General features: G+C 69.1%; 21 protein-coding genes. 12 read left to right on the plus strand and 9 right to left on the minus strand.

The annotated features are described in order from the left end of the window. The first annotated feature begins 88 nt into the window (after positions 1-88). The 10 genes from ACRARE_RS07390 (at position 89) to ACRARE_RS07435 (ending at position 9,431) form a co-directional block, all read left to right on the plus strand. On the plus strand, positions 89-1,006 hold the full coding sequence (locus ACRARE_RS07390; protein ID WP_432655784.1) for a lysophospholipid acyltransferase family protein: 918 nt from the start codon (positions 89-91) through the stop codon (positions 1,004-1,006). Between the two features lie 43 nt (positions 1,007-1,049). Beyond that, the gene (locus tag ACRARE_RS07395) at positions 1,050-1,862 is read left to right on the plus strand and encodes a glutamate racemase (protein ID WP_432655785.1); all 813 of its coding nucleotides are present in this window, start codon (positions 1,050-1,052) and stop codon (positions 1,860-1,862) included. 116 nt (positions 1,863-1,978) lie between these two features. Beyond that, a complete protein-coding gene (gene argC / locus ACRARE_RS07400; protein WP_432655786.1) occupies positions 1,979-3,007 on the plus strand; it encodes an N-acetyl-gamma-glutamyl-phosphate reductase in 1,029 nt (342 codons plus the stop codon). A 25-nt stretch (positions 3,008-3,032) separates the two neighbouring features. Next, positions 3,033-3,470 carry a cytochrome c maturation protein CcmE gene (gene ccmE / locus ACRARE_RS07405; RefSeq protein ID WP_432655787.1) on the plus strand — a complete coding sequence of 146 codons (438 nt, stop codon included), beginning with the start codon at positions 3,033-3,035 and terminating at the stop codon, positions 3,468-3,470. 111 nt (positions 3,471-3,581) lie between these two features. After that, positions 3,582-4,196, plus strand: coding sequence for a holin-associated N-acetylmuramidase (locus tag ACRARE_RS07410; RefSeq protein ID WP_432655788.1), 615 nt, complete (start codon positions 3,582-3,584; stop codon positions 4,194-4,196). Further along, on the plus strand, positions 4,187-4,732 hold the full coding sequence (locus ACRARE_RS07415) for a holin family protein (RefSeq protein WP_432655789.1): 546 nt from the start codon (positions 4,187-4,189) through the stop codon (positions 4,730-4,732). The genes ACRARE_RS07410 and ACRARE_RS07415 overlap by 10 nt, the downstream gene beginning before the upstream one ends. Positions 4,733-4,836: 104 nt before the next feature. Next, on the plus strand, positions 4,837-6,801 hold the full coding sequence (locus ACRARE_RS07420) for a heme lyase CcmF/NrfE family subunit (RefSeq protein WP_432655790.1): 1,965 nt from the start codon (positions 4,837-4,839) through the stop codon (positions 6,799-6,801). After that, entirely contained in the window at positions 6,798-7,292 is a 495-nt protein-coding gene (locus ACRARE_RS07425; RefSeq protein WP_432655791.1) for a cytochrome c-type biogenesis protein, read from the plus strand. The genes ACRARE_RS07420 and ACRARE_RS07425 overlap by 4 nt, the downstream gene beginning before the upstream one ends. Positions 7,293-7,367: 75 nt before the next feature. Then, positions 7,368-8,150, plus strand: a complete 783-nt coding sequence (locus tag ACRARE_RS07430) for an enoyl-CoA hydratase-related protein (RefSeq protein ID WP_432655792.1) — start codon at positions 7,368-7,370, stop codon at positions 8,148-8,150. Positions 8,151-8,258: 108 nt separating this feature from the next. Beyond that, on the plus strand, positions 8,259-9,431 hold the full coding sequence (locus ACRARE_RS07435; RefSeq protein WP_432655793.1) for an MFS transporter: 1,173 nt from the start codon (positions 8,259-8,261) through the stop codon (positions 9,429-9,431). Positions 9,432-9,510: 79 nt separating this feature from the next. Here the strand turns inward: ACRARE_RS07435 and gltA are convergent, their stop codons facing one another. Beyond that, a complete protein-coding gene (gltA, locus tag ACRARE_RS07440) occupies positions 9,511-10,806 on the minus strand; it encodes a citrate synthase (RefSeq protein ID WP_432655794.1) in 1,296 nt (431 codons plus the stop codon). Positions 10,807-10,892: 86 nt separating this feature from the next. Next, on the minus strand, positions 10,893-12,302 hold the full coding sequence (gltX, locus tag ACRARE_RS07445; protein WP_432655795.1) for a glutamate--tRNA ligase: 1,410 nt from the start codon (positions 12,300-12,302) through the stop codon (positions 10,893-10,895). Positions 12,303-12,383: 81 nt separating this feature from the next. On the opposite strand from gltX, the gene ACRARE_RS07450 reads away from it, so the two are divergent. After that, the gene (locus ACRARE_RS07450) at positions 12,384-14,504 is read left to right on the plus strand and encodes a ComEC/Rec2 family competence protein (protein ID WP_432655796.1); all 2,121 of its coding nucleotides are present in this window, start codon (positions 12,384-12,386) and stop codon (positions 14,502-14,504) included. 290 nt (positions 14,505-14,794) lie between these two features. Here ACRARE_RS07450 and lexA read toward each other — a convergent pair whose 3' ends face one another. The 6 genes from lexA to trpD all read right to left on the minus strand — a co-directional run bounded on the left by lexA (position 14,795) and on the right by trpD (position 19,873). Beyond that, the gene (gene lexA, locus ACRARE_RS07455) at positions 14,795-15,508 is read right to left on the minus strand and encodes a transcriptional repressor LexA (protein WP_432655797.1); all 714 of its coding nucleotides are present in this window, start codon (positions 15,506-15,508) and stop codon (positions 14,795-14,797) included. A gap of 107 nt (positions 15,509-15,615) precedes the next feature. Further along, positions 15,616-16,800 carry a molybdopterin molybdotransferase MoeA gene (locus tag ACRARE_RS07460; protein WP_432655798.1) on the minus strand — a complete coding sequence of 395 codons (1,185 nt, stop codon included), beginning with the start codon at positions 16,798-16,800 and terminating at the stop codon, positions 15,616-15,618. Continuing rightward, on the minus strand, positions 16,797-17,276 hold the full coding sequence (gene moaC / locus ACRARE_RS07465; protein ID WP_432655799.1) for a cyclic pyranopterin monophosphate synthase MoaC: 480 nt from the start codon (positions 17,274-17,276) through the stop codon (positions 16,797-16,799). The genes ACRARE_RS07460 and moaC overlap by 4 nt, the downstream gene beginning before the upstream one ends. A gap of 58 nt (positions 17,277-17,334) precedes the next feature. Continuing rightward, the gene (trpC, locus tag ACRARE_RS07470) at positions 17,335-18,144 is read right to left on the minus strand and encodes an indole-3-glycerol phosphate synthase TrpC (protein WP_432655800.1); all 810 of its coding nucleotides are present in this window, start codon (positions 18,142-18,144) and stop codon (positions 17,335-17,337) included. Beyond that, positions 18,141-18,857, minus strand: coding sequence for a uracil-DNA glycosylase (locus ACRARE_RS07475; protein ID WP_432655801.1), 717 nt, complete (start codon positions 18,855-18,857; stop codon positions 18,141-18,143). The genes trpC and ACRARE_RS07475 overlap by 4 nt, the downstream gene beginning before the upstream one ends. Next, positions 18,854-19,873, minus strand: a complete 1,020-nt coding sequence (trpD, locus tag ACRARE_RS07480; RefSeq protein WP_432655802.1) for an anthranilate phosphoribosyltransferase — start codon at positions 19,871-19,873, stop codon at positions 18,854-18,856. The genes ACRARE_RS07475 and trpD overlap by 4 nt, the downstream gene beginning before the upstream one ends. A 223-nt stretch (positions 19,874-20,096) precedes the next feature. Here trpD and ACRARE_RS07485 point away from each other — a divergent pair, with 223 nt between their 5' ends. Beyond that, positions 20,097-21,743, plus strand: coding sequence for a divergent polysaccharide deacetylase family protein (locus tag ACRARE_RS07485; protein ID WP_432655803.1), 1,647 nt, complete (start codon positions 20,097-20,099; stop codon positions 21,741-21,743). A 126-nt stretch (positions 21,744-21,869) separates the two neighbouring features. Here ACRARE_RS07485 and ACRARE_RS07490 read toward each other — a convergent pair whose 3' ends face one another. Further along, positions 21,870-23,720 carry a SurA N-terminal domain-containing protein gene (locus ACRARE_RS07490; protein ID WP_432655804.1) on the minus strand — a complete coding sequence of 617 codons (1,851 nt, stop codon included), beginning with the start codon at positions 23,718-23,720 and terminating at the stop codon, positions 21,870-21,872. Between the last annotated feature and the right edge of the window lie 49 nt (positions 23,721-23,769).

Consider the following 23,769-nt stretch of genomic DNA (forward strand, 5'->3'; position numbering starts at 1 on the left):
GTGCAACATATCGCGTCGCAGGCCCGGCAAGAGACTGGATCGAATCCGACGCCCTCGCTAAGGAGGCGCAATCCTCGGGGACCGACACATGACCGCCAGCATTCTGCCTTCGCAGCACAATCCGTTGCCGCCGAGCCAGCGGCAGATCGCCCGGGACATTTCCTATGCCTCCAGCGCCGAGACGCGGTCGGGCCGGATGGTCATCCGGGTAATGGAAAACGCCCTGGGCCGTCCCTCGCTGATCCGCCGTGCCGAAGGCTATGACGAGGATGTCAGCGCCGGCCGCGACTTCTGGTCGGTGATCGTCGAGCGCTACGGGCTGGACCTTCAGATCGCCGGCGGCAGCCTTCAGAACCTGCCCCAGGACGGGCCCCTGGTGGTGGTCGCCAACCACCCCTACGGCATCCTGGACGGGCTGATGCTGGGCCATATCCTGCAAGAGCGGCGCGGCGATTTCCGCATCCTGGCCAATCGCGTCTTCCGTAAGGCCAGCGACCTGGACCGGGTGATCCTGCCGATCAGTTTCGACGAGACGCGCGAGGCGGTGCAGACCAATATCGAGACCCGGCGCGAGGCGCTGCGCTATCTGGGCGAGGGGGGCTGTATCGGCGTTTTCCCCGGTGGCACCGTCTCGACCGCGGCACGGCCCTTTTCGCATCCGATGGATCCCGGCTGGCGCGGCTTTACCGCGCGGATGATCGCAAAATCCGGCGCCACCGTGGTGCCGGTGTTCTTCGATGGCACCACCTCGCGGCTGTTCCAGCTGGCCAGCCATCTGCACCAGACCCTGCGCATGGGCCTGTTGCTGAAAGAGTTTCGCGCCCGGGTCGACGGCCCGGTGCGCGTGGTGATCGGTGCGCCGATCCCCGCCGAGGCCCTGCGCGCCCGCGCGGGCGATACCAAAGCAATGATGGATTTCCTGCGCAAAGCGACGTATGAGCTTTCCCCGAAGCCGTTGGATTCCTACGCTTACGGCTATGAGTTCGAGGCAAAGCACCGGGGCTGACCCCGGGCGCAGCAGGGGCGGGCCCGGAAGGGTCCGAAAGGCCATGGCGGTTGGTATTTTCGATTCGGGTCTGGGCGGGCTGACGGTGCTGGACGCCTGCGCCGCGCGTCTGCCCGACGTGCCCTTCGTCTATCTGGGCGACAACGCCCATGCGCCCTATGGCGTGCGCGATGCCGATGACATCTTCGAGCTGACCAAGACCGGTGTGCAGCGCCTGTTCGACGCGGGCTGCGACCTGGTGATCCTGGCCTGCAATACCGCCAGCGCCGCCGCCCTGCGCCGGATGCAGGAAAGCTGGGTGCCCGCCGACAAGCGGGTGCTGGGGGTCTTCGTGCCGCTGATCGAGGCGCTGACCGAACGGCAATGGGGCGACAATTCCCCGCCGCGCGAGGTTGCAGTGAAACATGTGGCCCTTTTCGCTACCCCCGCCACCGTCGCCAGCCGCGCCTTCCAGCGCGAACTGGCCTTCCGCGCCATCGGCGTGGATGTCGAGGCCCAGGCCTGCGGCGGCGTGGTCGATGCGATCGAAGAGGGCGACATGATCCTGGCCGAGGCGCTGGTGCGCAGCCATGTCGAGGCGCTGAAGCGCAAGATGCCGCACCCCGAGGCCGCGATCCTGGGCTGCACCCATTATCCGCTGATGGAAGAGGCCTTCCAGGCGGCCCTGGGCGCCGATGTGACGGTCTATTCCCAGGCCAATCTGGTGGCGGCCAGCCTGGCCGACTACCTGGGCCGGCACCCGGAAAAACGCGGCCCTGGCGAGGTGTCGATGTTCCTGACCACCGGCGATCCGGGGCGGGTGTCGGACCACGCGACGCAATTCCTGCGACGACGGATCGATTTTCACGCCGCCTGAGCTCGGGCGGCCCGGGGCGTGACCCCGCGACAATTTGATCTCGCTCATTCCCGCAATGGGCCATCTTCCCTAGATAGACAGACGGGCGGGCGCGCGACCCCGCCGAAAGGATGCACATGACCAAGAAAATCGCCATCATCGGGGCCTCGGGCTATACCGGGGCGGAACTGATCCGGCTGATTTCGACCCATCCGGGGATCGAGATCGCCGCCCTGGCCGCCAATTCCAAGGCGGGGCAGTCGATGGCCGCCGTCTTCCCCTTCCTGCGCCACCTGGACCTGCCGGACCTGGTGACCGTGGATCAGATCGACTTTTCCCAGATCGACCTGGCCTTCTGCGCCCTGCCGCACAAGACCAGCCAGGAGGTGATCCGCGATCTTCCCAAGACGCTGAAAATCGTCGATCTTTCCGCCGATTTCCGGCTGCGCGATCCGGCGGAATACAAGAAATGGTACGGAAATGACCATGCCGCGGTCGAGATGCAGGCGGAAGCGGTCTACGGGTTGACCGAGTTCTACCGCGATGAGATCGCCGCCGCGCGGCTGGTCGCGGGCACCGGCTGCAACGCCGCCACCGGCCAGTTCACCCTGCGGCCGCTGATCGCGGCGGGGGTCATCGGGCTGGACGATATCATCCTGGACATGAAATGCGCCGTCTCGGGCGCGGGCCGGTCGCTGAAGGAAAACCTGCTGCACGCCGAGCTGAGCGAGGGCTACAACGCCTATGCGGTCGGCGGCACGCACCGGCACCAGGGCGAGTTCGACCAGGAATTCAGCGCCATCGCGGGGCGCGAGGTGAGGATCCAGTTCACGCCCCATCTGGTGCCCGCCAACCGCGGCATCCTGTCCACCGGCTATGTCTCGGGCGATGCGGCAGAGGTGCACGCCACCCTGGCCGAGGCCTATTCCGGCGAGCCCTTCGTCGAGGTTCTGCCCTTCGGCGAGACCCCCTCGACCCATCATGTGCGCGGCTCGAACTATGTGCATATCGGGGTGACGGGCGACCGGATCCCGGGGCGGGCGATCGTGGTCACGGCGCTGGACAACCTGTGCAAGGGCTCTTCGGGGCAGGCGTTGCAGAACGCCAACCTGATGCTGGGTCTTGAGGAAACCATGGGGCTGACGGCGGCGCCCGTCTTCCCGTAATGTCTGAGGTTTGGGGGGTAAGTCCATGAAGGGGCTGAAGAAAAAGAGGCGCATTCAGATCATCGTCCTGGCCTTCGCCGCGCTGGCGCTGTCGGCTGGGCTGATCGGCTATGCCTTCCAGGACGGGATCAACTTCTTCCGCTCGCCCAGTCAGGTGGCCGAGGCGCCCCCCGGCCCGGAAGAGGTGTTCCGCCTCGGTGGGCTAGTCGAGGAAGGCACGCTGGAACGCGGCGAGGTGATCCGCTTTGTGGTGACCGATGGCGGCGCCTCGGTGCCGGTGAGTTTCGTCGGCATCTTGCCCGACCTCTTCGCCGAGAACCAGGGGATGATCGGCACCGGTCGCTATGTGAACGGTGTTTTCGAAGCTACTGAAATCCTTGCCAAACACGATGAAAACTACATGCCGAAAGAGGTCATTGACGCGCTGAAGGAACAGGGCGTCTACGAGGCCCCCGAAAGCTGACCCGTGCCCTTGGGCCGAGGTGAACCAGAGGCTGCGTTCGGTGCCCGAGCGCAGCCTTAATCTTTGCCCCGGCAGGCTTTCCCCTGAGCAGCAGCAACAGGAGGCAGGCCGATGGCACGGGATGTGCGGCAGATCGCCGAGGAAATCGTGGCCCGCGAGGGGGGCTATGTGAACGACCCTGATGACCCGGGCGGGGCGACCAATCACGGGGTCACGGTGCATACCATGCGCCGTCTGGGTCTGGATCTGGATGGCGACGGGCATGTCGATGCGGCGGACGTAAAGCGCCTCAGCCGGGCTCAGGCGCTGGATATCTTCCTGGAACACTACTTCCACGGGCCGCGCATCGCCGAGCTGCCGGAACTGCTGTGGCCGACGGTCTTCGACATGTATGTGAATTCCGGCAACAACGCTGTGAAAATTCTACAGCGCCTGCTCTGCGACATGGGCTGGACGGTGGGCGTTGACGGGGCCATCGGGCCGCAGACGATCCGCGCCACCACCGAGGCCTTCGCCGCCGCCGCAGATCACATGGTCGACGCCTACGGCATTGCCCGGCGCAACTATTACTTCCGCCTGGCCGACGGGCGGGTGCAAAGCCGCAAATACGTCCGCACCCGGGCGGGCGGCAAGGGCGGCTGGATCCGCCGCGCGGAAGAGTTCATCGCGCCGCGCTATCACCTGAGCGAGGCGGAATTTGCCGAGAGGGTCGCGGCATGGGGCTGATCACCGGACTGCTAGAGGCGATCTTTGGCGGCGGGCGCAACGTGATCCGCGAAACGGCGGAGGTCTTTCGTGCCAATGCCGAAGGGGTGGATCAGCGCGACCTGGCGGCCTTCGAGGCCGCGCTGGCCCAGCACGGGGCCGAGTTCCGTGACAACCGCTCGGGCTTTGATCGTTTCATTGACGGGCTGAACCGGCTGCCGCGCCCGGCCATGGCCCTGGGGGCGATCGGCCTTTTCGTCGCCGCGATGAGCGATCCGGTCTGGTTTTCCGAGCGGATGCAGGGCCTTGCCCTGGTGCCCGAGGCGCTGTGGTGGCTTCTGGGCGCGGTCGTCAGCTTCTATTTCGGGGCGCGCCATCAGGTGAAGGGGCAGGAGTTTCAGCGCGAGATCGCCCAGACCATGGCGCGCACCCCGCAGGTGGTGACCAACCTGCGCGCGCTGCGCACCTTGGAGGGCGAGGGGGCACCGCCCCCGGCGGCCCCGGCACCCGTCCGAGATCCCAATCCGGCGCTGGAGGCCTGGCGCCGCGCCGCCTGAGACCCCGATCCCAACTGACACACCCAGAGGCGCGGCAAATCTGTCGCGCCTCTTTTCATTCATTTGAATTGAGCCTGCCCGAACCCTTCCCCTATAACCGGGCCATGATTACTGAACTCGGTCATTTTTGCCTGATCCTGGCCTTCGCGGTCGCCCTGTTCCAAACTGTGGTGCCGCTGGTCGGCGCCTGGCGTCGCTGGCCCGGCTGGATGGCTGCCGCCGAACCGGCCGCGCTGGTCCAGGCGGGGTTGGTCGCACTGTCCTTTGCGGCGCTGACCTGGGCCTTTGTCACCTCGGACTTCTCGCTGCGGTTGGTCTGGGCCAACAGCCATTCCGCCAAGCCGATGTTGTACAAAATCACCGGTGTTTGGGGGAATCACGAGGGCTCGATGCTGCTTTGGGTGCTGATCGTGGCGCTGTTTGGCGCGGCGGCAGCGCTTTTCGGGGGCAATCTGCCGCCCAGCCTGCGGGCCCGCGTCCTGGGGGTACAGGGAATGATCGGTGTGGCCTTCCTGGCCTTCCTGCTGTTCACCTCGAACCCCTTCCTGCGCCTGGCCGTGCCGCCCTTCGACGGACAGGATCTGAACCCGTTGTTGCAGGATCCGGGCCTCGCCTTCCATCCGCCCTTCCTCTACCTCGGCTACGTGGGCCTTTCGATGTCCTTCAGCTTTGCCATCGCCGCGCTGCTGGAAGGTCGGGTGGACGCCGCCTGGGGTCGCTGGGTGCGGCCCTGGACCCTGGCCGCCTGGGTCTTCCTGACCGTGGGCATCGCCCTTGGATCCTGGTGGGCCTATTACGAGCTGGGCTGGGGCGGGTTCTGGTTCTGGGATCCGGTGGAAAACGCCTCGTTCATGCCCTGGCTGGTGGCCGCGGCCCTGCTGCATTCGGCCATCGTGGTGGAGAAACGCGAAAGCCTGAAGGCCTGGACCATCCTGCTGGCGATCATCGCCTTCGGCTTCTCGCTGGTCGGGGCCTTCATCACCCGTTCGGGCATCATCACCTCGGTTCATGCCTTCGCCACCGACCCCGAACGCGGCGTCTTCCTGCTGCTGATCACGCTCTACTTCATGGTCGGCGCCCTGTCGCTTTTTGCCCTGCGGGCCGAGGTCATGGCTTCGAAAGGGGTCTTTGCCCTGATCAGCCGGGAATCGGCGCTGGTTTTCAACAATATCCTGCTGGGGGTCGCGGCCTTCGTGGTGTTCGTCGGCACCATCTGGCCGTTGGTCTCTGAAATGGCCTTCGAGCGGAAGCTGTCGGTGGGCGCGCCCTTCTTCAACATGGCCTTCACCCCCTTCATGGTGGCCCTGGGCGCGATCCTGCCCCTGGGGGCCATGCTGCCGTGGAAACGGGCCAAGCTGGGCCGCGTGGCGCGCAAACTGGCCCCGGCGGCGGTGCTGGCCCTGGCGGTCGGCGCGCTGGTCTGGGCGATGCAGGCCGACCGTTCGGCCCTGGGTCCCGTGGGTCTGATGCTGGGCACCTGGCTTGTCGCGGGCAGCCTGGCGGATCTGTGGAGCCGCACCGGCAACAGCGGCGCCTCCCGCCTGCTGCGCCTTCCGCGCGCCGACTGGGGGCGCGTGGTGGCCCATGCGGGGCTGGGCGTGACCATGGCCGGGATCGCCGGCATGCTGGCCTGGCAAAGCGAGGATATCCGCGTGGTGCAGGTCGGCGATACGGTGGCCCTGTCGGGCTATGACATCACTCTGCGCGGGGTCGAGCAGGTGCAGGGGCCGAACTATATTTCGACCATGGCCGAGGTCACCCTGGCCAAGGACGGGCGCCAGATCGGCACGCTGCATCCCGAAAAACGGGTCTATCCGGTCGCCGGGATGCCCACCACCGAGGCGGCGCTGGATAATGGCTTTTTCCGCGATGTCTATATCGCCCTGGGCGATCCGCAGCCGGGCGGGGGTTGGGCCATGCGCAGCTATGTCAAACCCCTGGCCAACTGGATCTGGGGCGGCGCCATCCTGATGGCCCTGGGCGGCGCGCTGTCGCTCAGCGACCGGCGCTATCGCGTGGCCGCAGGGGCCGCGAAACAGACCCGCGTGCAGGGGGTGCCAGCGGAATGACAGCCTGGATCCTGCGCGCCCTGCGCCTTTTCCCCCGACCGGCCCTCTGGCTGCTGCTGCTGACCCTGGCGCTGCCCGCCCAGGCGGTGCAACCCGATGAGATCCTGGCCGATCCGGCCCTGGAAAGCCGCGCCCGCGAGATCTCGACCGGGCTGCGCTGTCTGGTCTGCCGGAACGAGAATATCGACGACAGCAACGCCGACCTGGCCCGTGACTTGCGCCTGCTGGTGCGCGAACGGCTGGTGGCGGGGGACAGCGACGAAGAGGTCGTGGATTTCATCGTCGCCCGCTACGGCGAATACGTGCTGCTGAAGCCGCGCGCGGGCGGGTCCAACATGGTTCTGTGGCTGGCCGGGCCGGTGATGCTGTTGCTGGGTCTGGGCCTTGGCCTGGGCTATATCCGCCGCCGGGGCCAGGCCCGGGCCGCGGGCGAGGCCGATAGCCTGTCGGACGCGGAACAGGCCCGGCTGCGGGAAATTCTGAAAGACTGACGTGATGTTCCCCTTTGACGGCGGGGCCGCCTTCGTCTTCTGTTGCGCCAACGGAAGACAGGAGGAGGCCCGCCCATGACCTATGAGACGATCACGCTGGAGATCGCAGACGATATCGCCGTGCTGCGGCTGAACCGTCCCGATGTGATGAACGCCCTGAACACGCGGATGCGGGCCGAGATCGCCGATGCGGCGCGCGCAGCAGGCAGCCAGGCGCGGGTGCTGGTGCTGACCGCCGCCGGGGACCGGGCCTTCTGCTCTGGCCAGGACCTCAGCGACCGGGCCTCGGCGGCGGTGCCCGACATGGAACGCACCCTGCGCGAGGAATATGTGCCGATGCTGAAGGCCATCGTCGATTGCCCGATCCCGACGATCAGCGCGGTCAACGGCGCGGCCGCCGGGGCAGGGGCCAACCTGGCCCTGGCCGCCGATGTGGTGATCGCCAAGGAAAGCGCCTATTTCCTTCAGGCCTTCACCCGCATCGGCCTGGTGCCCGACGCCGGCGGCACCTATTTCCTGCCGCGCACCATCGGCAGCCAGAAGGCTATGGGCGCCGCGCTTTTCGCCGAGAAGATTACCGCGCGCCAGGCCGACGACTGGGGCATGATCTGGGAAGCGGTGGCCGATGACGCCTTCGAGGCCACCTGGAAGGCCCGCGCCGCCCATCTGGCCAAGGGGCCGACCGCTAGCTACGCGGAGGTGAAACAGCTGATCCGTGGGTCCTGGGAAGAGCCGGGGCTGGATGGCCAGCTGGACGCCGAGGGCAAGGCCCAGGGTCGCTGCGGCCAAAGCCGCGATTTCCGCGAAGGCGTGGTGGCCTTCCTGGAGAAACGTCCGCCGCATTTCGAGGGCCGCTGAGCCTCATGGCGCGCACCGTCTGCGGGCTGGTGCTTTGGCCCGGACGGGGATAGCAGGGGGGCGCCAGCGGGCGCCCCTTTCGCGTGTCCGGGCAGGGGAGCAGGCAGGATGCAGACAGATTTGGCCCAGGGCGACGGGCGCGGGCGGCGCGCCGACTGGCCGCTGATCCGCTGGTATGGCGCCTCGGCCACCTTGCTGGTGCCCCAGGCCGCCGGGCCGGTGGCCTTCTCCCTGCTGGCCCTGGCGCTGACCGGGGATGAAAGCGGCGGCGCCGCCCTGATCCTGGCCATGACCCTGGCGCAGGTGGTGGGCGCCGTGCCCTTCACCCGGCTGGGCGCGCGGTTCCGCGCCGCGCCCTACATGCGCGCGCTGATCGGGCTGCGCACCCTGGCGCTGCTGGTGCTGTGCCTGGGCGCGGCCCTCGGCTGGCCCTTCTGGGCGCTGGCGGTCTGCGCGGGCCTGTCGGGCTCGGTCAGCGGCGCGGCCTACGGCATGTTGCGCGCCCTGCTGAACCAGTTGACCCCCGAAGACCGCTATCCCCGCGCCCTGGGCATCGCGGCCACCCTGAACGAGGTCTCTTTCGTGGCCTCGCCGGTGCTGGCGGCGGGGCTGGGCGGCATCTCTCCGCTCTTGGCGGTGGTGGCGCTTAGCCTGCTGGGCGGGCTGCCCGCGCTTCTGGTGCCCGATGTGGCGGCCGCCCCCGGCACCGGGCCTGCGGCGGACCGCCGGGGCATCCTGTCGCCCGCGGTGCTGTTGTGGCTGGCCTGTGCGGCGGCGGGGGGCGCGGCGGTGGCCACGCTGGAGATCGGGGCGGTGGCCCTGGCGCTGCACTTTGGCCATGCGCCGACAATGGCGATCCTGATCACCGTGCCGCTGTGCATTGCCTCGGTCTGTGGCGGGCTGTGGGTCAGCTGGCGCAACCGCATGGCCGGGCGCGCGGCGGTGGTGGCGCAGCTGTCGGTGATGGCGCTTGGCTGCCTGCTGGCCGCGACGGGGCTGTCGCTGGGCCTGACCATCGCGGGCGCGGTGATGGTGGGGGCAGTGCTGCCGCCCCTGGGCACCACCTACATGCTGCTGATGGACCGCCTGGTGCCTGTCCACAGACGGGCCGAGGCCTTTTCGGTGCTGCGCACGGCCAATCTGCTGGGGGTGATCCTGGCCAGTGGCGTCCTGGCGGTGGTCTCGCTGGGGGCGGCGCTGGTGGCGGTGACCCTGGCGATGGCGGCGGTCACCTTGGCGGTGGCGCTGAGCCCTCGGGCCATGGGCGAGGGGCAGGGCTAGGCCCTCCCGCGACCCCGTGGCCGCCAAGGAAAAAGGGCGACCCGAGGGCCGCCCTTTTCCGCTATCACTGTCCCGCCGATCAGCGGTTTTCGACATCCACGTAGTCGCGCATGGTCTCGCCGACATAGAGCTGACGCGGACGGCCGATGCGCATCCCCGGATCTTCGATCTGCTCTTTCCACTGCGAGATCCAGCCCACGGTCCGCGACAGGGCGAAGATCGGGGTGAACATCGAGGTCGGGAAGCCCATGGCCTCGAGGATGATGCCGGAATAGAAGTCCACGTTCGGGAACAGCTTCTTCTCGGCGAAGTAGGGATCGGCCAGGGCCTGCTTCTCCAGCTCCTTGGCGGTGGCCAGGATCGGGTTGTTTTCCACACCCAGCAGTTCCAGCACCTCGTCCGCGGATTCCTTCATCACCGTCGCGCGGGGATCGAAGTTCTTGTAGACGCGGTGGCCAAAGCCCATCAGGCGGAACGGGTCGTTCTTGTCCTTGGCGCGGGCGATGAACTCGGGGATCCGGTCCGGGGTGCCGATTTCCTTCAGCATCTCCAGGCAGGCCTGGTTGGCGCCACCGTGGGCGGGGCCCCAGAGGCAGGCGATGCCGGCGGCGATACAGGCAAACGGGTTGGCCCCCGAGGACGACGCCAGACGCACGGTCGAGGTCGAGGCGTTCTGCTCGTGGTCGGCGTGCAGGGTGAAGATACGGTCCATGGCGCGGGCCAGGATCGGGTTCACCTGATAGTCTTCGGCCGGAACGGCAAAGCACATGCGCAGGAAGTTGGACGCATAGTCCAGGTCGTTGCGCGGATACACGAAGGGCTGGCCGATCGTGTACTTGTAGGCCATGGCGGCGATGGTCGGCATCTTGGCGATCAGGCGGATCGAGGCGACCTCGCGCTGCCAGGGATCGTTGATGTCGGTGCTGTCATGGTAGAAGGCGGACATGGCGCCCACGACCCCGACCATGATGGCCATCGGGTGCGCGTCGCGGCGGAAGCCGGTGAAGAACCGGTGCATTTGCTCATGCACCATGGTGTGCTTGGTCACGCGGCTTTCGAAATCTTCCAGCTGGGCGGCATCGGGCAGCGCGCCGTAGAGCAGCAGGTAGCAGACTTCGAGGTAATGCGATTTCGATGCGAGCTGGTCGATCGGGTAGCCGCGGTGCAGCAGCACACCCTTTTCACCGTCGATATAGGTGATGGTCGAGTCGCAGGACGCGGTAGAGGTGAAGCTCGGGTCGTAGGTAAACATGCCGGTGGAGGCATAGAGTTTACGGATGTCGATGACATCGGGCCCGACGGAGGGCGAAAGCACGGGGAAGTCGTAGCTTTGGCCGTTGACGGACAAAGTCGCCGTCTTGGTAGGTTCAGACATTATATTATCCCTTCCTCTGTTCCCGCACCGGCCCGCTTGCAAGCCGCCCGGCGCCCCTTCTTTTCACGGTGCTTCTCAACGAAGGGTTAATCGGCACCTTTGCTGGCATCCTGAAGTCGCAGGAGGGTTTCCTCCTGGCCCAGAACCAGCATCATGTCATAGACGCTCGGGGTTGCGGTGCGCCCGGCCAGTGCTGCACGCAGGGGCGCGGCAAGCTGGCCGAATTTCATCTCACGATCCTCGGCGAATACGGTCAGTTTCCCCTCCAGATCCTGACGCGTCCAGCTAGCACTTTGCAAGTGCGGCGTCAATTCAGTCAGTATACCGATGGATACTGCGTCCAGATTCTTGGCCGCTTTCTCGTCCACGTCCAGCGGGCGTTCAGCCAGGCAGAACTGAGCCTTTTCAAGCAGTTCAGGGAAGGTCTTGGCCCGCTCCTTCAGGAAGGGCATGGCCTTTCCCAAAAGGTAAATTTTTTGTTCCGTCAGAGGATCAGCCCCGGTGGCCGCCAGGAAGCCCTGCAATTCTTGCAGCAGTGCAGCATCTTCGCTCACGGCGATGTGCTGACCACTGATATTGGCCAGTTTCTTGAAGTCGAACCGCGCCGGGGCCTTGTTCATCCCGTCGAAGCCGAACCACGCCATCGCCTGGGCATCGGTGAAGAATTCATCGTCGCCGTGGGACCAGCCGAGGCGCGCCAGATAGTTGCGCACACCCGCCGCCGGATAGCCCATGTCGCGGTATTCCTCGACCCCCAGGGCGCCGTGGCGCTTGGACAGTTTCTTGCCGTCGGGGCCGTGGATCAGGGGGATATGGGCATAGGTCGGCAGGGGCCAGCCCATGGCGGTGTAGATGCCCATCTGGCGGGCGGCGTTGTTCAGGTGATCATCGCCCCGGATCACCGTATTGACGCCCATGTCGTGGTCATCGACCACCACCGCCAGCATGTAGACCGGCGTGCCGTCCGAGCGCAGCAGCACCATGTCGTCCAGCTGGTCGTTGCGGATCGTCACCGGACCCTGCACCTGGTCGTCGATCACCGTCTGCCCGTCCAGCGGTGTCTTCAGGCGGATCACGTAAGGCGCGTCGGGGTGGGTCGCCGGGTCGGCATCGCGCCAGGGGCTCTGGAACAGGGTCGAGCGCTTCTCGGCCCGGGCCGCCTCGCGGAAGGCCTCGATCTCGTCCTGGGTCGAGAAGCACTTGTAGGCCTGGCCCTTCTCCAGCAGCTCCAGCGCCACTTCGCGGTGCCGGTCCGCGCGGTCGAACTGGCTGACGATCTCGCCGTCATGGTCCAGCCCCAGCCAGGCCAGCCCGTCGATGATCGCCTGGGTCGCCTCGGGGGTCGAACGGGCGCGGTCGGTGTCCTCGATCCGCAGCAGGAACTTGCCGCCCCGGCCGCGGGCATAAAGCCAGTTGAACAGCGCGGTGCGCGCGCCGCCGATATGCAAGAAGCCCGTGGGCGAGGGCGCGAAGCGGGTGACGATCTGCTCGGACAAGGCGACGATCCTAACGTTTGATTAACCATGCGCTGTGTAGCGTTCCGGGCATTGTCTATCGGCGGGCCGGAGGCGAGACAAGTGCGGCAGCTTGGCGACACCCTGTGCAAGGCAGCCCTGGCGCAGCGGGGGCATCTGTTTCACTGGGCGCCAGTGGCGCTGGCCTGCGGCATCGGCACCTATTTCGCCCTGCCGGTCGAGCCAGGCCCCGGCGCCCGCGCGGGCCTCTGGGGGCTGACGGCGGCCCTCTTCGCGCTTGGTCTTTGGGCCGGGGCACGGGGCCGGGCGCTGTTGCAGCCCGCAGCCCTTGGCCTGGCCCTTCTGGCGGGGGGCGTGGCCCTGGCCTCGGCCCGGGCCCATGCGGTGGCGGGGCCGGTGCTGGGCTGGCGCTATTACGGGCCGGTCGAAGGGCGGATCATCGGCATTGACCGCTCGGCCTCGGACGCGCCCCGGCTGACCCTGGACCGGGTGCGCCTGGACCGCATGGCGCCCGAAGACACCCCGGCCCGTGTTCGGATCTCTCTACATGGCCCCGAGGGCACCCTGCCGCGCCCCGGCGCCCGGGTCATGACCACGGCCTTTCTGTCGCCCCCGGGCGGGCCGGTGGAACCGGGCGGCTTCGACTTTCGCCGCCACGCCTGGTTCCAGCGTCTGGGCGGGCTGGGCTATACCCGCGTCGCCCTGCTGTCGGTGGCCCCGCCCGCGCCGGGCGAGGCACGGGTGTTTCGCGCCCGCATGGCGATTTCGGCGGCCTTTCGGGCGCGTCTGCCGGGCGAGACCGGCGCCTTTGCCGCCGCCATCACCGCGGGCGACCGCTCTGCCATGGGGCAGGAGGTGGTGCAGGACCTGCGGGTGTCGAACCTGGCCCATCTGCTGGCGATCTCGGGGCTGCATATGGGGCTGTTGTCGGGCTTCGTCTTTCTGGCGGTGCGGCGCGGGCTGGTGCTGTCGCGCCACGCCGCCCTTTATTGGCCGGTCCGGTCCATCGCGGCGGCGGCGGCGCTGGCGGTGGCCAGTGTCTATCTGGCGCTGTCGGGGGGCTCGATCGCCACGGAACGGGCCTTTGTCATGGTGGCGGTGGCACTGGTGGCGGCCATGGCCCTGCGCCGGGCGCTGACCCTGCGGGCGGTGGCCCTGGCGGCGCTGGTGGTGCTGGGGCTGCGCCCCGAGGCGCTTTTGTCGCCGGGGTTCCAGATGTCCTTTGCCGCCACACTGTCGCTGGTCTGGGTCTTTTCCCTGCTGAAGGGGCGCGACTGGCCCGGGCGCGGCTGGCGGGGGCGGGCCCTGACCCTGGTGCTGTCTTCGGCCGTCGCCGGGCTGGCCACGGCGCCGGTGGCGGCGGCGCAGTTCAACCAGGTGGCCCACTACGGGCTGATCGCCAACCTGCTGTCGGTGCCGGTGATGGGCACGCTGGTCATGCCCGCCGCCCTGATCGCGGTGCTCTTGATGCCCCTCGGGCTGGAGGGGCTGGCGATCCGTGCCATGGGGCTGGGGCTGGACTGGATCCTGGGCGTCGCCCAGGCCGTGGCCGGGCTGGAGGGCGCGCGCGGCACGGTGCCCACGCCACCCGCCGCCACCCTGCCGCTTCTGGCCCTTGGCGCGCTGGTGGTGATGCTGTGGGTCGGGCGCGGACGCTGGGCCGGGCTGCTGCCCATGGCCCTGGCCGCGCTGCTGTGGGCCCGGGTCGAGCGGCCCGCGCTGCTGATCGCCGAGACCGGCGGGCTGGTCGGGGTGATGACCGAGCGGGGCCGCGCCCTGTCGCGCGAGCGCGCCGAAAGCTTCGCCGCCCGGGTCTGGCTGGAAAACGACGGCGATCCGGCGGATCAGGCGCAGGCCGCGGCGCGCTGGCAGGCCCCGCCGGGGGTGCGCCACGCCACGGGAAAGCGCGCGGCGGCGGCCGAAGGCCCCTGCGCCCCGGGCGAGATCCTGGTGCTGAACGTGGCGGCGGTCGAGGCGCCGGGGGCCCGGGGCTGCGACATCTACGACCCGGCCCGCCTGCGCCGCACCGGCGCCGTGGCGGTGATCGGCCAGGGCGCGGCTCGCCGGTTGGTCACGGCGGAAGAGCGGAGCGGCCAGCGTCTGTGGAACACCCCGGATCTGCGCCGCGAGGCCGAGGCGCCGCAGGGCTGGGCCCTGCGCAGCCTGATGTGTGGCGGGGGGCGGACGGGCGCGCAAGGGCCGGGGCAAGGGCGTGTGAACTGAGACGGCAGAGGCTGCCGCGCGTCCCTCGATGAAGGACGCGTCGGATGACGCGCAGGCCGGGCGGCAGGACAGGGCAGAGGAGGTGGCACCGGGCAAGACGCCCCGGCGCCGGGGGGCTACGTGAGAGGCGCGCGCGGACCCGGGCGAAATAGCCCGGGTGAAACAGATGGTCTCGCCCCTGATCCAGTCTTCCCTAGTCCGAGGACTGTCACCGACGAGACCAGACGCAGCGCGATGCCACCCCCGAGGAGCGCGGGCCGCAGGCCCGAGCGAGGAGGGCCTCGGCGCCTTCAGTAGGTGCGGATCAGACCCACGAGACGGCCCTGAACGCGCACCTTGTTGGCGGGCAGGGTGCGGGTGGCATAGGCGGGGTTGGCGGCCACCAGATCGACCGAACCGGACTTGCGGTAGATCTTCTTCAGCGTCGCTTCCTGCTCTTCGACCAGGGCCACGACGATGTCGCCATCGTCGGCGGTGGCCCCTTCGCGGATGATCACCACGTCGCCGTTATTGATCCCGGCCTCGATCATCGAATCGCCGTTCACCTCCAGCGCGAAATGGCTGCCGCCGCGCGACAGCATCGCGTCGGGCACGGTGATATGCGACGCAACCTCGGAAATCGCCTCGATCGGGACACCGGCGGCGATGCGGCCCATCACCGGCAGCTCCATCGCATGGGGCATCTCGGGGGCAGGCGCAGCGGCCCGGGCGGCAGGCGCGGCTCCGGCACCACCTTCGATCACCTTGGGGCGGAAGCCACCACCGGTGGCGGCCTCTTTCGCGGCCAGGCTGTCGGGCAGCTTGACGATCTCGATCGCCCGGGCGCGATGCGCCAGGCGGCGGATGAACCCACGTTCCTCCAGTGCCGTGATCAGCCGGTGAATGCCGGATTTCGAGCGCAGATCCAGCGCCTCTTTCATCTCATCGAAAGACGGGGGCACGCCGTCCCGCTGTACCCGCTTGTGGATGAATTCCAACAGGTCGAGCTGTTTTCTGGTCAGCATAAGGGCGCTCCTGCACTACATCTAGGGTTTGTTCTACTGCTGTTCCCGTTTTGTGTCAACAGGGCGGCAAAAGCGGAACATGGACCCGGGGCAGGATTGCAGGGCGCCTAGATCGGCAGATAGGGCAGGATCTCGCCCGGTGTGGCGGCGGGGGCCCCGGGCGGGCGCAGGATCAGCGCATTGGCCTCCGACAGGATCGACAAGAGCGAGCTGTCCTGGCTGGAGAAGGCGGTCAGCCCCTCGGGCGCCAGGCGCGCGCGCAGGTAATGGGCGCGCGGGCCATTGGCGGGCAGCGCCGCCAGCAGCGGCGCATGGGCGCGCGGCGCGGGTGCGGGCGGCAGGCCCTGGAACGCGCGCAGCACCGGCACCACGAAGACATGGCCGCAGACCATGGCCGAGACCGGGTTGCCGGGCAGGCCGATCATCATCGCGCCCCCCAGATCCGCCCCCATGCGCCCCGCCATCAGCGGTTTGCCAGGGCGCATCGCGACCTTGTAGAAGCTTTGCTCCATCCCCAGATCGGCGGCCACGCGGCCCACCAGATCGTGATCGCCCACCGAGGCGCCGCCGATGGTCACCACCAGATCGGCGCCCTTGGCCAGACGGAAGGCGCTTTCCAAGGACGCCCGGTTGTCGCGGGCTATGGGCAGGATGCGGGTGCGGGCGCCATGGGCGCGAAACAGCGCCTCCAGCCCGAAGGTGTTTGAGGCCACGATCTGATCGGGCCCCGGATCCTCGCCGGGCAGCACCAGCTCGTCCCCGGTCGAGATCAGCGCCACCTCTGGGCGGCGCGAGACGGTGACGGCGGGCTGGTTCATCGCCGCCAGCAGGGCCACATCGGCGGGGCGCAGCAGGCGCGGCGCGGCGAAAGTGTCGCCCTGGCGGAAATCCACCCCGGCGGGGCGGATATGCGGGCCCGTGTCCAGGCTGTCGGTCAGGGTGATCAGATCGCCCGTGCGGGTCACATCCTCTTGCAGCACCACGCGGGTGGCGCCCTCGGGCACCGGGGCGCCGGTGAAGATGCGCACCGCCTGGCCGGGCTTCACCCGCCCCTCGAACCGCGCGCCGGCGGCGCTTTCGCCGATGACGCGGAACATGGCGTGGGGCTGGGCCTCGGCGGCGATCAGCGCATAGCCGTCCATGGCCGAGCCGGGAAAGGGGGGCTGATCGCGGAAGGCGCGGACATCGGCGCGCATGACGCGGCCCGAGGCCTGGCGCAGGGGCAGCTTTTCGGTTCCCAGCGGTTCGACCAGGGCGAACAGCGCCGCCAGCGCGTCTTCGACCGAGATCATTGGGCCGCCGCCTCGTAGCGGCCGGATTTGCCGCCGTCCTTCAGCAGCACCCGCAGCCCGCCAATCTCCATCCCGCGATCCACCGCCTTGACCATGTCATAGACCGTCAGCGCGGCGGTCGAGGCGGCGGTCAGCGCCTCCATCTCGACACCGGTCTGGCCCGAGGTCTTCACCGTGGCCTCGATCCGCAGGCCGGGCAGGCCCGCGTCGGGGGTGATCTCGACACTGGCCTTGGTGATCGGCAGCGGGTGGCACAGCGGGATCAGATCGGCGGTCTTCTTGGCCCCCATGATGCCCGCCAGCCGGGCAATGCCCGCCACGTCGCCTTTCTTGGTCTCGCCCGAGGTGATCAGGCGCAGCGTCTCGGGCTGCATCTTCACCCAGGCGGCGGCGGTGGCGATCCGCGCCGTCACCGCCTTGTCAGAGACATCGACCATATGGGCGTCGCCCTTGCCGTCGAAATGGGTCAGTGCCATCGGGCGGTTCCTTCCTTGGGGCCTTGGTCCTGCGTGGCTATGAGAGCGTGGGCGGGCGTCAGAGACCGCCGCCGGTCGGCTGGGCCAGCAGGGTGCGGGTGGCGGCGGCCACATCGTCCTGGCGCATCAGGCTTTCGCCGATCAGGAAGCAGCGGGCGCCGTAGCGGGCCAGGTCGGCCAGATCCTCGGGGCCGGTCAGCCCGCTTTCGGCCACCAGGATCCGGTCCTCGGGGGCCAGGCGCGACAGCTTGCGGGTGGTGTCCAGCGAGGTCTCGAAGGTCTTCAGGTTGCGGTTGTTGATCCCCAGAAGGCGGCTTTTCAGCGCGGCGGCACGGCTCAGCTCTTCCTCGTTATGCACTTCGATCAGGGCATCCATCCCCCAGTGCTGGGCGGCGTCCTCCAGCTCCAGCGCCTGGGCGTCGCTGACCGAGGCCATGATGATCAGGATGCAATCGGCTCCCAGGGCGCGGGCCTCGGCCACCTGGTAGGTGTCATACATGAAATCCTTGCGCAGCACCGGCAGGTCGCAGGCCTCGCGCGCCTGCACCAGGAACTCTTTGGCGCCCTGGAAGGAGGGCGTGTCGGTCAGCACCGACAGGCAGGCGGCGCCGCCCTCGGCATAGGCGGCGGCGATGGCGGCGGGGTCGAAATCCTCGCGGATCAGGCCCTTCGACGGCGAGGCCTTCTTGACCTCCGCGATCAACCCATAGCCCGAGCGTGACGCCTCATGCAGCGCATCGGCAAAGCCGCGCACGGCAGGGGCGTCCTTCGCCTCGGCCTCGACCTCGGCCAGGGGTTTGGCGGCCTTGTCGGCGGCGATTTCTTCCAGCTTGTAGGCCTTGATGCGGTCCAGAACGGTTTCGCTCATCTCTGGGCTCCCTCGGTCGCGGACCTGGCGCCGGTCCAATCAATTTCGCCTTCCCCTCTCGCTCTAAGCCAGTTGTTGACGCTTGAAAATGGGCGCGAGCCGAAAAATCCCCGGCGCGCCGACAGGGGCGAAGGGTGCGGGGACATCACGATCAAATGATCCTCCCCGGCGATATAACGCGCAAACCCCTGCGCGGGTTTCCCCCACAGCAGGAAGGCGCGGGGGCGGTCCGACAGGCGGGCCAGCACCTGGGCGGTCAGGGCGGACCAGCCCAGCTTGGCATGGCCCCCGGCAGCGCCCGCGGGCACCGTCAGCGCGGTGTTCAGCAGCAAGACCCCCTGGGCGGCCAGAAACCGCAGATCGGCATTGGCGGGGCAGCCGCCCAGATCGGTCTGCATTTCCTTGTAGATATTGCCCAGCGAGCGCGGCAGCGGGCGCACCTCCGGCTCTGCCGAGAAGGCCAGCCCGTGGGCATGGCCCGGGGTCGGATAGGGATCCTGGCCCAGGATGACCACCCGGGTGGCCTCGGGCGGGCAGGCGGCGAGGGCTGCGAAACGTTGCGGCGCGGGCGGCAGGATCTGGCGCGTGTCCGCAGCCAGGGCGGCGGCTATGCGCGGATAGTCCTCGGCAAAGAACCGCAGATCGGCCCAGGGACCGGGCGCGGCGGGCTGGCCCTGGGGCAGGGCGGGGGGATCGGTTGCGGCGTTGCTCATGCGGCCGAGGTCAGCCGGGCCAGGGCCTCGACCTTGGCCAGGGCCGCGCCGCTGTCGATGCTTTCGGCGGCGATGCCGGCGGCCTCTTTCAGATCCTTGGTGCGGCCCGAAACCACCAGGGCGGCGGCGGCATTCAGCAGCACCGCGTCGCGATAGGCCGATTGCGCACCGTTCAGCAGGGCGCGGAAGGCCGCGGCGTTATGAGTGGGGGTGCCGCCGATGATCTCTTCAAAGGGGTGGGTGGGCAGGCCCGCCTCTTCGGGGTGCAGTTCGAACTCGCGCACCGTGCCGTCTTCCTCCAGCCCCGCGACCCAGGAGATGCCGGAAATCGCCAGCTCGTCCGTGCCGTCCGAGCCATGCACCAGCCAGGCTTTCTTGGACCCGAGCGCGCCCAGGGTTTCGGCCATGGGGCGGATCACCTCGCGGGAAAAGGCGCCGGTCAGCTGGCGGGTGACGCCCGCCGGGTTGGTCAGCGGGCCCAGGATGTTGAAGATCGTGCGCGTGCCCAGCTCGACCCGCGCGGGCCCGACATGGGCCATGGCCGGGTGATGCATCGGCGCCATCATGAAGGCGATGCCGGTCTCGGCCAGCGCCTTTTCGACCACCTCGGGGCCGACCATCACCTTGACCCCCATTTCCGACAGCGCATCGGCGGCGCCGGATTTCGAGCTGAGGTTGCGGTTGCCATGCTTGGCCACCGGCACGCCCGCGCCCGCCACCACGAAGGCCGTCGCGGTCGAGATGTTCAGCGTACCCTTGCCGTCGCCGCCGGTGCCGACGATGTCCATCGCCCCCTCGGGCGCCGTCACCCGGTGACATTTCGAGCGCATCACGGCGGCGGCGGCGGTATATTCCTCGACCGTTTCGCCCCGGGTGCGCAGGGCCATCAGGAAGCCGCCGATCTGGGCCGGGGTCGCCTCGCCGTCGAACAGGATCTGGAAGGCCTGCCCGGCCTCCTCGCGCGACAGGGCGCGGTCGGCGGCGGCGGCGATGAGGGGCTTCAGGGCGTCGGACATTGGGGCTCTCCTCACCCCCTTTCCGAGGGCGCATATGGTGGTATAGTTTCGGCGCGCCCCAAGGGACGGGGCGTTGCATTGATCCCGCGCCAGCCGGGCAGCGTCAAGGCCCGTTCGGGCGGGCGCCGCCGCCAGAGGGGGCCAGAGGGGGATCGGCGCGCAAGACGGGGGGATCCCCGACCAAGGCCCGGGCGGAAGACCCGGAGAGAGCGAGAGAGACAACGTGGCACGCGGCACGATTTCAGGCTTCGTCTGGGGCACCCTGTTGTCCGGTATGGCATTGGCAACGGCGTCTCTGACCTCGCCGCCGCCGGGCTACCTGCCCGCCCCGGCGCGCAGCCAGCCGCCGCAGAGCGGCGCCGGGACGCCCGAGGCGACAGAGGCGGACCCCGCCGCAGAGGGCGCGACGGCCACTCCGCCCGCGCCGGAAGAGGGCGCCGAGGCAGCCCGCGAAGACAGCCCCGGTCAGGGCACGTCGGAAACCCCGCCCCAGGCTGGCGCCGCCGAGGTCGCGCCGGGGTCCGAGTTCAACCGCGACGCGGGCGATGCCCTGCCGGTCCTGCCCGAAGGCGACGCCACGGACCCGGGCAGCGCCGCGCCGCGCCCGCTGGTGACGGCCCCCGAGGCGAGCCCGCCCGCCGCGCAATCGGACAGCGCGCCCGCGCCCGACGTGGCCCAGGCGCTGGCGCAGCCGCAGGGCACCGAAGGCGGCGCCGAACCCGCGCCGCTGCTGGAAGGCGCCGCCGATCCCGCCCGCCCCGCAGGCGCCACGCCCGAGGTCAGCGCCCCTGCGCCCGGGGCGCAGCCCGAGCCCACGCCCGAGGGCGCAGAGACAGGCACCGAGGTCGGCAATGAGACAGGCACCGCTGCCGTGCCCCAGGATCCGACGCCGCCCGAGGGCCAGATCACCTTGCCCGCCGCAGGTTTCCCCCAAGCAGATCTGGACGCGATCACGGCCGGGCCGCCAAGCGCGGGGGCTGCGGCCCCTGCCGCCTTGCCCAGCCCCGCCGCCGAGCCGGTGGCGCCGCCGCGCCTGCCGCAGATCGGCGATGACGCGCCCGAGATCCAGACGCCCGCGCCCGAGGAAGAGGCCAGCGCCGCGCCGCGCCTGCCGGGACAGGGGGCCAGCGGGCCGCTGACCGAACGGGGCAATGCTGTCGCCACTGATACCGCCGCCGCAGCAGTACCTCTGCCGCCGATCGAGGCCTTCGCCGCCCCCTATGACGCCGCCGACCCGCGCCCGCGCATGGCCATCGTGCTGATCGACGAGGGCGACACCCGGGTCAGCATCAACTCGCTGCGCAGCTTCCCCTATCCGCTGAGCTTTGCCATCGACGCCAGCCGCCCCGACGCGGCCCTGGCGATGCAGGCCTACCGCGCCGCGGGCTTCGAGGTGCTGTTGCGCGCCGATCTGCCCGAGGGCGCCACCCCTGCGGATGTGGAAAACGCCGCCCAGACCTGGGGCGCCCAGGTGCCCGAGGCGGTGGCGGTGATGGAAGAGGGGCCGAGCCTGCTGCAACGGGGCAGCGCCACCTCCGAGCAGCTGGCCGAGGCGCTGGCCGCCAGCGGCCATGGTCTGCTGCTGTATCCCGAGGGGCTGGACACCGCGCGCAAGCTGGCGCTGCGCGAGGGGGTGCCCGCCGCGACGCTGTTCCGCGATTTCGACGCCCAGGGCGAGGATGACCGGGTGATCCGCCGCTTCCTGGACTATGCGGCGCTGAAGGCCGGGCAGGAAGGTGGCGTGGTGATGGTCGGGCGGCTGCGCCCCGAGACGGTCTCGGCGCTGCTGGTCTGGGGCCTGGCCGACCGGGCCGATCAGGTGCATCTGGTGCCGGTCTCGGCGGTGCTGACCGAAGGGCTGGCGCCCTGAGGCAGGCAGGCCAGCGGGGCAGAACGCACGAGCGGACATGAAAAAGGCGGGGGCTTGTGGCCCCCGCCTTTTGCGTTTCTGGATCATCTGCCCGGGGCGCGCTGCCCCGAGGTGTAGGGCCGCGCCTTAGCGGAACTGCGCGTGGATCGCGTTCAGCGCTTCCTGGTCGATGCGCACATCCTTGCTGGCGCGGACCTGGGTGGCATAGGCGTCATAGACCTCCTGCGCCAGGGCGCCGGAGACCTGGGCGGTGATCTGGTCGCGCAGCTGGCTGGCGCGGGGGTCGTCCTCGGCCGGGGGCGTGACGCTGTCGAGCCGGGCCAGGATCACCGCGCCGAAGCCCTGCGACAGGGTCATCTCGCCCGGGGCCAGATCGAAGACCTCGGCGTTGAAGCCCGCGGGCGTGCCCAGCACGGCGCCGTTGCGGGTGACGGCGGGTTCCTGGGCCAGCGACAGGCCCAGATCGGTGGTCACCTCTTCCAGGGTCTCGCCCGCCGCGACGCGGTCCATCATGGCCTGGGCCTTGGCGGTCAGGGCGGCGTCGGTCTGCGCCGCCTCCCAGTTGTCGGCCACGCGCTCGGCCACATCCTCGAAGGGCTCGGGGGCGGGGGGCACGATCTCGTCCAGGCGCATGGCGTAGATGCCGCCATCGTCCAGTTGCATCACCTCGGGGTAATCCTCGGCCGTCAGGGCAGAGGCCGCATCCTCGAAATCGGCATAGGCGGCGATCCCGTCGGACAGGCCCGCGTACCAGTCGATCTGGCCCAGCTCCATGTCGGTTTCGGCGGCCAGCTCTTCCAGGGTGGCGCCCCCGGCCAGAAGATCCTCGGCCGGTTCCGACTGGGCCTGCACGGCGCGGCGGGCGGCATCGGCGGCCAGCTCTTCGCGGATCATCAGCGCGGCGGTGCCATAGTCGACCGAGGTCGCAGCCAGCACCCCGTTCACCCGGTAAAGCGCGGGCCCCAGATCGCTGTCGGCCGGGCCCACGATGTCGCCGCTGGTGGCGGCAAAGACGGCCTCGGCGGCGGCGCCCAGATCCTCGCGCGAGACATCGCCCAGATCGACATCGTTCAGGGTCAGATCGCGCCCGGCCACCAGGGCCTCGAAATCGGTCTCGCCCGCGTCCAGCTGGTCGCGCGCGGCCTGGGCGGCCTCGGCATCGGCGAAGGGCAGGCGTTCGACCAGGCGGCGCTCGGGCTGTTCGAACTGGTCGATCCGCTCTTCATAGATCTGGCGGATGGCGCTGTCGTCCACCGGCATGGCATCGACCAGGCTGTCGGGAGAGAGCATGGCATAGGTGATGCGCTTTTTCTCGGCGGCGGTGTAGTCGGCGATGTTCTCGTCATAGAAGGCGCGCAGCTGCGCCTCCGTCGGGGCCGGGATCGGCGCATCCAGCGCATCGACGCCCAGGCGCACCAGGCTGATGGCGCGGGTCTCGGCCAGGAAACCCACCAGGGTATCAGCATAGATCGCGGGCATCTCGGTGGCGGACACCACGGCGGCCTGAAGGATCGAGCGCGAGGTTTCGGCGCGCAGGTCGGTTTCGAACTCTTCTTCGCTCAGGCCCGCATTTTGCAGCGCGAAGGTGTAGTTGTCGCGCGAGAAGCTGCCATCGGGGCCCTGGAAGGCCTGGATCTGCACGATCTGGTCGCGCAGCGTGCCGTCGCCCACCGACAGGCCCAGCTTGTCCGCCTCGGCGTCCAGGGCGCGGTTGGCCACCAGCCGCGACAGCACCGCCTCGGGCAGGCCGAAGGCCTGGGCCTGTTCGAAGGTCATCACCTGGCCAAGCTGCTGGCCGAGCTGGTTCATCTGACCCTGCAATTCACGCGAATAGCTGTCGATGCGCACCGGCTTGCCATCGACCGAGGCAACCCGGCTGACCGAGCCGGTAAAGCTGGTGGCGCCGAAGCCCCCGAGCCCGAGAATGAGCAGGGCCATCAGGATCCAGACCAGCCCGTTGGATTTCTTGCTCGCCATGCGGCAACCTCCGGTTTTTGCTGTGCGCGCAAGGGTTTGCGCGGACAAG

This window comes from Pseudooceanicola aquaeponti, assembly GCF_050897975.1.
In the GTDB taxonomy this organism is placed as follows: domain Bacteria; phylum Pseudomonadota; class Alphaproteobacteria; order Rhodobacterales; family Rhodobacteraceae; genus Pseudooceanicola.

Coding starts and splice junctions, on each gene's coding strand:
- ACRARE_RS07395 (WP_432655785.1), top strand. CDS start 1,050: ATGGCGGTTGGTATTTTCGATTCGGGTCTGGGCGGGCTGACGGTGCTG.
- ACRARE_RS07425 (WP_432655791.1), top strand. CDS start 6,798: ATGACAGCCTGGATCCTGCGCGCCCTGCGCCTTTTCCCCCGACCGGCC.
- ACRARE_RS07420 (WP_432655790.1), top strand. CDS start 4,837: ATGATTACTGAACTCGGTCATTTTTGCCTGATCCTGGCCTTCGCGGTC.
- trpC (WP_432655800.1), bottom strand. CDS start 18,144: ATGAGCGAAACCGTTCTGGACCGCATCAAGGCCTACAAGCTGGAAGAA.
- ACRARE_RS07475 (WP_432655801.1), bottom strand. CDS start 18,857: ATGAGCAACGCCGCAACCGATCCCCCCGCCCTGCCCCAGGGCCAGCCC.
- moaC (WP_432655799.1), bottom strand. CDS start 17,276: ATGGCACTGACCCATTTCGACGGCAAGGGCGACGCCCATATGGTCGAT.
- gltA (WP_432655794.1), bottom strand. CDS start 10,806: ATGTCTGAACCTACCAAGACGGCGACTTTGTCCGTCAACGGCCAAAGC.
- ACRARE_RS07460 (WP_432655798.1), bottom strand. CDS start 16,800: ATGATCTCGGTCGAAGACGCGCTGGCGGCGCTGTTCGCCCTGGTCGAA.
- ACRARE_RS07390 (WP_432655784.1), top strand. CDS start 89: ATGACCGCCAGCATTCTGCCTTCGCAGCACAATCCGTTGCCGCCGAGC.
- argC (WP_432655786.1), top strand. CDS start 1,979: ATGACCAAGAAAATCGCCATCATCGGGGCCTCGGGCTATACCGGGGCG.
- ACRARE_RS07415 (WP_432655789.1), top strand. CDS start 4,187: ATGGGGCTGATCACCGGACTGCTAGAGGCGATCTTTGGCGGCGGGCGC.
- ACRARE_RS07410 (WP_432655788.1), top strand. CDS start 3,582: ATGGCACGGGATGTGCGGCAGATCGCCGAGGAAATCGTGGCCCGCGAG.
- ACRARE_RS07435 (WP_432655793.1), top strand. CDS start 8,259: ATGCAGACAGATTTGGCCCAGGGCGACGGGCGCGGGCGGCGCGCCGAC.
- trpD (WP_432655802.1), bottom strand. CDS start 19,873: ATGTCCGACGCCCTGAAGCCCCTCATCGCCGCCGCCGCCGACCGCGCC.
- ACRARE_RS07490 (WP_432655804.1), bottom strand. CDS start 23,720: ATGGCGAGCAAGAAATCCAACGGGCTGGTCTGGATCCTGATGGCCCTG.
- ccmE (WP_432655787.1), top strand. CDS start 3,033: ATGAAGGGGCTGAAGAAAAAGAGGCGCATTCAGATCATCGTCCTGGCC.
- lexA (WP_432655797.1), bottom strand. CDS start 15,508: ATGCTGACCAGAAAACAGCTCGACCTGTTGGAATTCATCCACAAGCGG.
- ACRARE_RS07430 (WP_432655792.1), top strand. CDS start 7,368: ATGACCTATGAGACGATCACGCTGGAGATCGCAGACGATATCGCCGTG.